Origin of the sequence: Candidatus Colwellia aromaticivorans (assembly GCF_003333305.1) — a bacterium.
Classification (GTDB): domain Bacteria; phylum Pseudomonadota; class Gammaproteobacteria; order Enterobacterales; family Alteromonadaceae; genus Colwellia; species Colwellia aromaticivorans.
In genome coordinates this window covers 1-8,578 of sequence record NZ_QOLD01000059.1, presented here as the reverse complement: position 1 = coordinate 8,578, position 8,578 = coordinate 1, and the positions used below count along the sequence as shown (strand labels likewise).

The window sequence follows — 8,578 nt, the reverse complement described above, 5'->3', positions numbered from 1 at the left end:
TAGTTTATTTAATATTGCTTCTTTAAATTGGCTTGAATGCCTTTGATAGTACACTGTTGTTAACTTACCGCTCCCTGTTTATTTACTAAATTAATTGAGGCGACAACAATCCTGACACAGGGGGATATTAATCTTTAATGAATCAACAATGGTTTCTTCATCAATATTTTTTACAAAATCATATTTAGTAGAAAAATTTTCATTTGGTATATATTGAACATTTTTATCTTGCATAAATTGGTACTCTTCTACATATTGCAAAATTGGAGAAGTACTTTCACAAATACAGAGGAGTTACCCCATTTATTAGAAATTTTTACTTTGTAATTAATTGACCATGGAAGATTTATCAATTTATTTGCTGCATAATTCGACTATTACTAGATAGTTTCGCTTCAAAAAAAATGATTCCTAGCAATATTTTCAATTAAGATAAAATACTCAGTAAATCAATAAATAAGTACGATATCCATACTAAGAACGTAACACGACAATAGATTAATTCCCTGATTTTTGTCAGCCAGCACCCAGTATGTTTGTTGGTGAGGTAATTAAATATTCTCCTTAACTTTCGGCTAGCGTATGCAAATGCTGTGTATCTATAATCTTTATATGTCGCCTATCTAACTGTACACAACCCTTTTTGCTCATGTTCGTTAATGTACGACTGACTGTTTCTGAAGCAAGGCCTAAATAATTGCCTATATCATCACGAGACATACTTAAATCAAACTCTGTTTCAGAACAACCGAGCATCTTCTGATTTTCAGACAGTTTGAGTAAAAATGAGGCTATACGCGTATTCGCATTTTTTTTACCTAACAAATTAATATTTTTGCTCTCTTGTTTGAGTTTATTCAGAGCATATTCAATTAACCAATGGGGTACCAGTTGATCAAAAGCTTCTTCTAATTTATATAATGGTACAGCACAGGCTGATGAGGTTTCTAACGATAGCGCCGTAGACGTATGTTCATTGCTGGATAACCCGTCGAGCCCCAAAATATCTCCTGGACCATAAAAGTTTAATATTTGCTCCTCACCTGCATAATTGGTGATGTATGTTTTCACCGAACCTGACTTGATAACATACAAGCTTTCTAATTTATCACCGACACGAAATAGATGGTCATTGGCTCTAAACAGTTGAGAGTGTATAGGCTTTAAACTGAGAGAAAATGTTTTGATTTTGCACACAATACAATCATTTTTCCTAACACACGTGCTGCAAGTATCCTCTGAAGTATAAGTATTACTTGTGATTTTAAACATACAATCGTCCTTTTTACCGAAACTACGGTCTGGTCATGTCATGCTAAGCGCTTATACATGAATAAATGAAAACTACATTTACTCAAATAAGGATGCGCTATATTTACAAATAACATCATAGGGGAATACCTGATATTGGTGATATTTTTTTTCTTTGGCAAGTGTTGGTTGATAGGTACTTTCATTTTACTGAAACAGGAGTAGATATCTGTTGTTTAGCATACTGTGGGATGCTGTGGAGTTAAATCCAGAGCAACATAAGGAAGCTGCTTAACAGTTAAGGCGACAACTGCCTTGAAAAACACTGTTTTTGTTTTGTTTTTTGGCGAAGATATTATCTCAAACAATAGCGCTTAACTCTCAGATTTCTTCTTACTTTGTTATCCTGGTTTGATGGGTTCCCTCATTTTACATAGTGCACAAGGCATACCAATACCGCAGCACATTGATTTAAAAGGGATATATTAAAATAAAACAAAAGGTGTTAGTTAATCTGTTGCCAACGAGAGACAGTTATAACTTTTATAAATAATTTAATAAAAAAACATACTTTAATGCACGATTAAACTGTTTAAAAATCAATTGTTAATGTGATATTAATGATAAAGTCATTGTTGTTGCTATTTGGCGACACACATAAATAAATAACGAAGTAGTTGGTTGTTTTAACCAGTAGAAATGATCACAAAGTTAGTGAAATTGGTATTATAGCCGTTCCACTCGAAGTGCATGACTCAGCTGGAATTAGAGACAGCAATTGAAAGGCCCTCTCTCCCTGTAATTCAATTAATCGCTTCCAATTTGCTAACGTTCTTCTGCTCATCGTTCATCCTCAATAGTAAATTGAGGATGATATTAATAATACCAATTCAATTAAGTTTGTTCCCACTCAGCGAGAGTTAAAAGGCTTATAGGCAAGGCATTGATTGCAGAAAATGGTTATTCAGGAGAATATGCTCCTGCATTCTCTAATTAGCTACATCCATGTAGCGTCCTTGTCAAAATCAATAACGTAGCATAAAAGCCTTTTAAACTCGCCCTTGTGAGCTCATTTGTAGCACAATAACCGCACAAATTTGTTTGATGTAGAATGACTAGATCATCACAAATTTTATTTGTTCTTATCCTCCAAATGAAGCTCTGAGTTGGGAAGAAACTTATTTGATTTGGTATAAGGTAGACTAACATTTACCGGACGGACACAATCAGAGTGTAAAAAACAGGCAAAAAAAATGAGCCTAATTAAACAGTAGACTCATTTTATATTCGCTAATTTAAGTGATATTTAACTTGATAACACCTATTAGTTTGTCTTTTCCGCTAGTTTATCAGCAAGGTATAACCACGTTGGTAATACCGTATCTGGGTTTAGTGATACGCTATCAATACCCTGCTCTACAAGCCATGCAGCAAAGTCTTCATGATCAGAAGGCCCTTGGCCACAAATACCCACATACTTACCGCGCTTCTTACATGCACTAATTGCCATTGACAATAATGCTTTAATAGCTGGATCACGCTCATCAAACAAGTGAGCAATTAAACCCGAGTCTCTATCTAAACCAAGAGTCAACTGGGTTAAGTCATTTGAGCCGATAGAGAAACCATCAAAATAGTCGAGGAATTGATCTGCAAGTAATGCATTTGACGGTAACTCACACATCATAATAATGCGTAAACCGTTTTCGCCACGCTTTAAACCATGCTCAGCCAAAATATCAATAACTTGAGATGCTTCTTCAAGTGTTCTAACAAACGGGATCATCACTTCAACATTTGTTAAGTCCATGTCGTTACGAACACGCTTAAGTGCTTCACATTCAAGGGCAAAACAATCACGGAAATCGGTTGAAATATAACGAGCAGCACCACGATAACCAATCATAGGGTTTTCTTCATCTGGCTCGTATTCTTCTCCACCAACCAAATTCGCATATTCGTTTGATTTGAAATCAGACATACGCACTATTACTTTTTCTGGTGCAAAAGCAGCAGCAAGTGTTGAAATACCTTCAGTCAATTTAGCGATATAAAACTCTACAGGGCTTTCATAACCTGCGATGATATCGTTAATTTCATCTTGTAAATCGGCAGACTGGCTATCAAAGTTCAATAAAGCTTTTGGATGAACACCAATCATTTTATTAATGATAAATTCTAAACGCGCTAAACCAATACCTGAATGCGGCAATTTAGCAAAAGAGAACGCTCTGTCTGGGTTACCAACATTCATCATTATTTTTAGCGGTAATTCTGGCATGGCATCAATTTCAGAAGTGGTTACTGTGTAATCCAACTTACCTTGATAAATAAAGCCCGTATCACCTTCAGCACAAGAAACTGTAACCTCATCACCTTCTTTAATAACGTCAGTTGCGTTGCCACAACCAACAACCGCAGGAATACCCATTTCACGAGCAATAATTGCCGCATGACAGGTTCTGCCGCCTCGGTTAGTCACAATGGCTGAAGCGCGTTTCATGATAGGTTCCCAATCGGGATCTGTCATGTCTGTCACTAACACATCACCAGGAAGGATCCTGTCCATTTCAGCTAAAGAGGCTAAGACTTTAACCGTACCACTACCAATTTTTTGTCCAATTGAGCGACCTTCACAAATAACTTTAGCCGTTGCTTGTAATTGGCTGTTTATTTGGAATTGTTCCATGGTATTAGCGTTTTCACGACTTTTTACTGTTTCTGGGCGTGCTTGAACAATATAAAGTTTTTTATCTAAGCCATCTTTAGCCCATTCAATATCCATTGGGCGACCATAATGTTTTTCTATGATCACCGCTTGCTTAGCAAGCTCTTGTACTTCTTCATCCGTTAGTGAAAAACGGTTAGAGTCTTGTTCTTCAATATCGACAATTTCAACTTGTTTGCTGTGCTCTTGAGATTGTGTATAAACCATCTTAATCGCTTTACTGCCAATATTTCTACGTACTACCGCAGGCTTGCCCTTAGCAAGTGTCGGTTTATGCACATAAAACTCATCCGGGTTAACTGCGCCCTGCACTACCATTTCACCTAGACCAAAGCTAGAAGTAATAAAAACTACATCTTCAAAGCCTGATTCAGTATCAATAGAAAACATAACACCCGAAGATGATATATCGCTACGAACCATTTGCTGTATGCCCGCAGATAAAGCAACACCACGGTGATCGTAGCCTTGATGGACACGATAAGAAATAGCACGGTCATTAAACAAAGAAGCAAAAACGTGTTTAATGGCGATCATTACAGCATCAAAACCACGCACGTTAAGAAACGTTTCTTGTTGACCTGCAAATGAAGCGTCTGGCATATCTTCAGCAGTGGCTGATGAACGTACGGCAAACGAAGCATCATCAGAAAATTCGCCTGCTAACTTTCCATAGGCAGCTTCAATATCTTTTTGCATTGCGTCCAAGAAAGGCGTGTCAATAATCCATTGGCGAATAGTTTGCCCACACCTTGCTAGTTCCTTTAAGTCACTAACGTCAAGGCCATCAAGCAATTGATAAATCTTTTCATTAATACCGCTTTGCTCTAAAAATTCATTAAAAGCAAAAGAGGTAGTAGCAAAACCAGTAGGCACTTGCACACCCACATTCGCTAAGTTTGAAATCATTTCACCAAGTGACGCATTTTTACCGCCAACGCGGTCTACATCACCCATTCCTAAGTTTTCATACCAAAGTACGTTTTCTTGCACAACAATTCTCCATTGAGAGTCAGTAAAAGAATAAATCTATTTATTTAAAAGACTAAATATACTTATTTATTTGTAGCACTATATTTATAACTGGAGACATTCTACACTGCCAGCATAAAAAACTAAAAGTTAAAATAGAACTTATAGCCAAGTTACTTCAAAATGCAGGATTCAGCTGGAATTAGAAACGTCTTTAGGCAAGGCATTGATTGAAGAGAATGGTTTTTCAGGAGAATATGCTCCTGCATTCTCTAATTAGCTACATCCATGTAGCGTCCTTCTCAAAATCAATAACGCAGCATAAAACGTTTCTAAACCAGCCCTGCTGGGATGACTGAGCAAAACATGCTCATTGTTACATCTGTTTTTAATGGAGCAACCATTAATAAAAAGATGTGCCTTGATCATGATCCGCTCAGGCGTCCTGAAACTCGCATTTTAAAGTGATTTGGGTATTACTTAAAAGTTTTCATTCTCATTATCACCATAATTTATATAAGGGGTTTTACATGCGCACAGCTTTCTATATTTCCGACGGAACGGCAATCACTTCTGAAGTATTTGGTCATGCCCTACTTTCTTTATTTCCCACTGAATTTGAACATCAAACTATTCCCTTTGTTGAGACAATTGAAAAGGCGTTAGAGGTTAAAGAAAAAATTAATAAAGTCTGTGCACGCAGTAAAGAGCCTGCGTTAGTTTTCCATACCTTTGTTAACAATGATATCCGCGAAATTATCGACAGCTGTGATGGCGTTATTTACAATTTTTTAGAACAATTTGTCGCACCGCTTGAGCAACAACTTGATATGAAAGCAAAACCCAAGGCGCATAGAACCCACAGCATTCATGAAAACAGCTACGATTACCGTATTGAGGCGGTAAATTATGCACTGGCGAATGATGATGGCTCTAAAGTTACAAATTATGAAGAGGCCGACGTGATACTAGTAGGTGTTTCACGCTCAGGGAAAACGCCAAGTTCACTGTATTTGGCACTACAATACGGTATAAAAGCGGCAAACTACCCTTTTACCGATGAAGACATGGATGACTTGCAACTGCCAAGCTTTTTAAAACCCTATAAAAAGAAATTGTTTGGTTTAACAATAGATGCCCAACGATTAATTGATATTCGTGATAATAGAATGTCAAATAGCAAATATGCTTCACCGAGACAGTGCCGCATGGAAGTACGTGAAGTTGAAAAACTCTATAAAAAAGAGAAAATACCATTTCTCAATACCACTAAATTTTCAGTAGAAGAGATCACCGCTAAAATATTGAGTGAAACCGGCCTTCAACGATATAAATACTAACGGATAATAATTTATATCAAACAATCATAGTTATTATTAGTTAAATGGTTCACATTAGTGATTAATTTAGCTATGTTAGCGCGCATAATTACGTTTATACGCGCTTTAATATAATAACTTAAGTGCAACATAAACAATATCGTCTTAAAAAAGCATAAAATTTCATGACTATTAAAACTGATGAACTACGCACAAGTTTAATTGAAAACTTAGTGTCTCCTGCCCAATTAGCACAGCAAATCCCTTTAAGCGAAAGTACCGCAGACTTTATAATGCAAAGTCGTCGAGAAATCGAAGCCATTATCCGTGGCGAAGATAAACGCTTATTAGTTATTATTGGTCCGTGTTCTATACACGATACCGAGGCTGCCATTGACTACGCAAAGCATCTAAAATTATTACGCGATAAGTACCGTAATGAGTTACTTATAGTAATGCGCGTTTATTTTGAAAAACCTCGCACTACTGTTGGCTGGAAAGGATTAATTAGCGATCCTGATCTTGATAAGTCATTTCATGTGGCTAAAGGGCTTAACTTAGCCAGACAATTATTAGTCGATATAAATGAAATGGGCTTACCTGCGGGTACTGAATTTTTAGACATGGTTACTGGTCAGTATATTTCTGACTTAATTAGCTGGGGTGCGATTGGCGCCCGTACCACTGAAAGCCAAGTACACAGAGAACTTGCTTCTGCACTCTCATGCCCTGTTGGTTTTAAAAATGGCACTGACGGCAACGTTAAAATAGCCTTAGATGCAATTAAGGCCTCCAGTGTTCCTCATGTACTGTATTCACCGGATAAAAGTGGACAAATGTGTATCTACCGTACCCATGGAAATCCTTTTTCTCATGTGATTTTACGCGGTGGCAAAGAGCCTAATTACCACAAAAAAGATATTAACGATACTTGTGAAAAATTAGAAAAAGCCGAGCTAAAGCAAAAAATCATGATAGATTGTAGTCATGGTAATAGTTACAAAGATCATAATAAACAAATTGATGTTGCACGCTCTGTTGCAGATCAAATTAGTCAAGGCGAGCAAAGTATTTTTGGTGTAATGATAGAAAGTTTTATTGAAGCGGGTAATCAAGCAGTTAAAGCAGAGACTCCACTCGTTTATGGTAAAAGTATTACCGATGCCTGTGTCGATTTAGCGGTTAGTGAAGATATTTTAGCTTTGCTCGCCGATGCGATAAGACAAAGATAGCCAAATTAGTTATCAGCTGTGATTCAAATGTTAAATCGGTTCGGCTAAACATCAAGCCTTACCGATCACTTCCCTTTTCTTATCACATTTCCTTCATTTCAATTACTTTAGTTTTGCTAACAAACCATCACTGGCATCTTCAACTAAATCGAGAACAAAACGAAAGCCATTAGCACCGCCATAGTACGGATCAGGCACTTCGGTTTCTTCATTGTTTTTGGCGAACTCTAAAAACAATGAAATTTTGTGTTGTAAGTGTGTAGGAGCTATTTTCTTTAGATTTTCAATATTGTCATTATCCATCGCTAGAATAAGATCAAAATTGTCAAAATCTTCTACTTTTACTTTACGTGCTTTTAAGCCATCAAAAGAATAACCTCGCTCAACGCCAACTTTCTGGGCACGGTGATCAGGTTTTTCTTTTGCATGTGCACCAACAGTTCCAGCAGAATCAATTTTCAATGATAAGCCTTGAGCTTTCGCCTTGTGGCTAAAAACAGCTTCGGCACTAGGAGAGCGGCAAATATTGCCCATACAGACAAACAATACGGATTTAACGTTATTTAAGTCTTTCAAAATAAGTTCCTTTATTATAATCAAACACTTAACGCACTATTCCGCACATACAACTGTGTTATTTAGGCCAAAACATCAACTTTATAGGTATCAATAGGTTACATTTATTTTAGGGATAAATAAAGTTAGTTTTAGGATATTCATAGGATACTTTTCGGTATTCCCATGACTCATTTAATAACTTAATTTATAAAATATCTATAAATTGTATCTGAATTATTACTGTTAACTACCCAGCCAAGAGTTCCATCTGACAGGAAATTTATGTGTAGTGATAGTGACAGTTGAACTACTCTTTGGGTTTCCGGTTACTGACGGCAATTCAATAGATATTAAGAAGTCCACTCTTTCTTGTTTATGCTGATATTATATTGTGTTGTTCCGGCAATGGCACACGCATTGATTATTTAATTTAAATATTTGCAATGCTAATTTTTTGCTCTACGCTTAATTATGTTGGCAACAACATGAAGCAGGATGCTTTGTTATAGATACTTTAA

The 8,578-nt window shown here is 36.6% G+C and carries 6 protein-coding genes; 2 read left to right on the top strand and 4 right to left on the bottom strand.

The genetic code is table 11. The features are described 5' to 3' along the window. Positions 1-90 precede the first annotated feature (90 nt). The 3 genes from DWA31_RS17190 to ppsA all read right to left on the bottom strand — a co-directional run bounded on the left by DWA31_RS17190 (position 91) and on the right by ppsA (position 4,972). On the bottom strand, positions 91-234 hold the full coding sequence (locus tag DWA31_RS17190) for a hypothetical protein (RefSeq protein ID WP_168427317.1): 144 nt from the start codon (positions 232-234) through the stop codon (positions 91-93). Between the two features lie 330 nt (positions 235-564). After that, positions 565-1,272, bottom strand: a complete 708-nt coding sequence (locus DWA31_RS08965; protein WP_114326258.1) for a Crp/Fnr family transcriptional regulator — start codon at positions 1,270-1,272, stop codon at positions 565-567. A gap of 1,303 nt (positions 1,273-2,575) precedes the next feature. Beyond that, the gene (gene ppsA, locus DWA31_RS08960) at positions 2,576-4,972 is read right to left on the bottom strand and encodes a phosphoenolpyruvate synthase (protein ID WP_114326257.1); all 2,397 of its coding nucleotides are present in this window, start codon (positions 4,970-4,972) and stop codon (positions 2,576-2,578) included. 509 nt (positions 4,973-5,481) lie between these two features. Between ppsA and ppsR the strand changes: the two genes are divergently transcribed. Continuing rightward, a complete protein-coding gene (gene ppsR, locus DWA31_RS08955; protein ID WP_114326256.1) occupies positions 5,482-6,291 on the top strand; it encodes a posphoenolpyruvate synthetase regulatory kinase/phosphorylase PpsR in 810 nt (269 codons plus the stop codon). Positions 6,292-6,455: 164 nt separating this feature from the next. Then, positions 6,456-7,502 (top strand): 3-deoxy-7-phosphoheptulonate synthase, encoded by a 1,047-nt coding sequence (locus tag DWA31_RS08950; protein WP_114326255.1) that lies wholly within the window; start codon positions 6,456-6,458, stop codon positions 7,500-7,502. A gap of 102 nt (positions 7,503-7,604) precedes the next feature. Here DWA31_RS08950 and DWA31_RS08945 read toward each other — a convergent pair whose 3' ends face one another. Further along, positions 7,605-8,078: a low molecular weight protein-tyrosine-phosphatase gene (locus DWA31_RS08945; protein WP_281268627.1), complete on the bottom strand. Its 474-nt coding sequence runs from the start codon at positions 8,076-8,078 to the stop codon at positions 7,605-7,607. Positions 8,079-8,578: the final 500 nt, after the last annotated feature.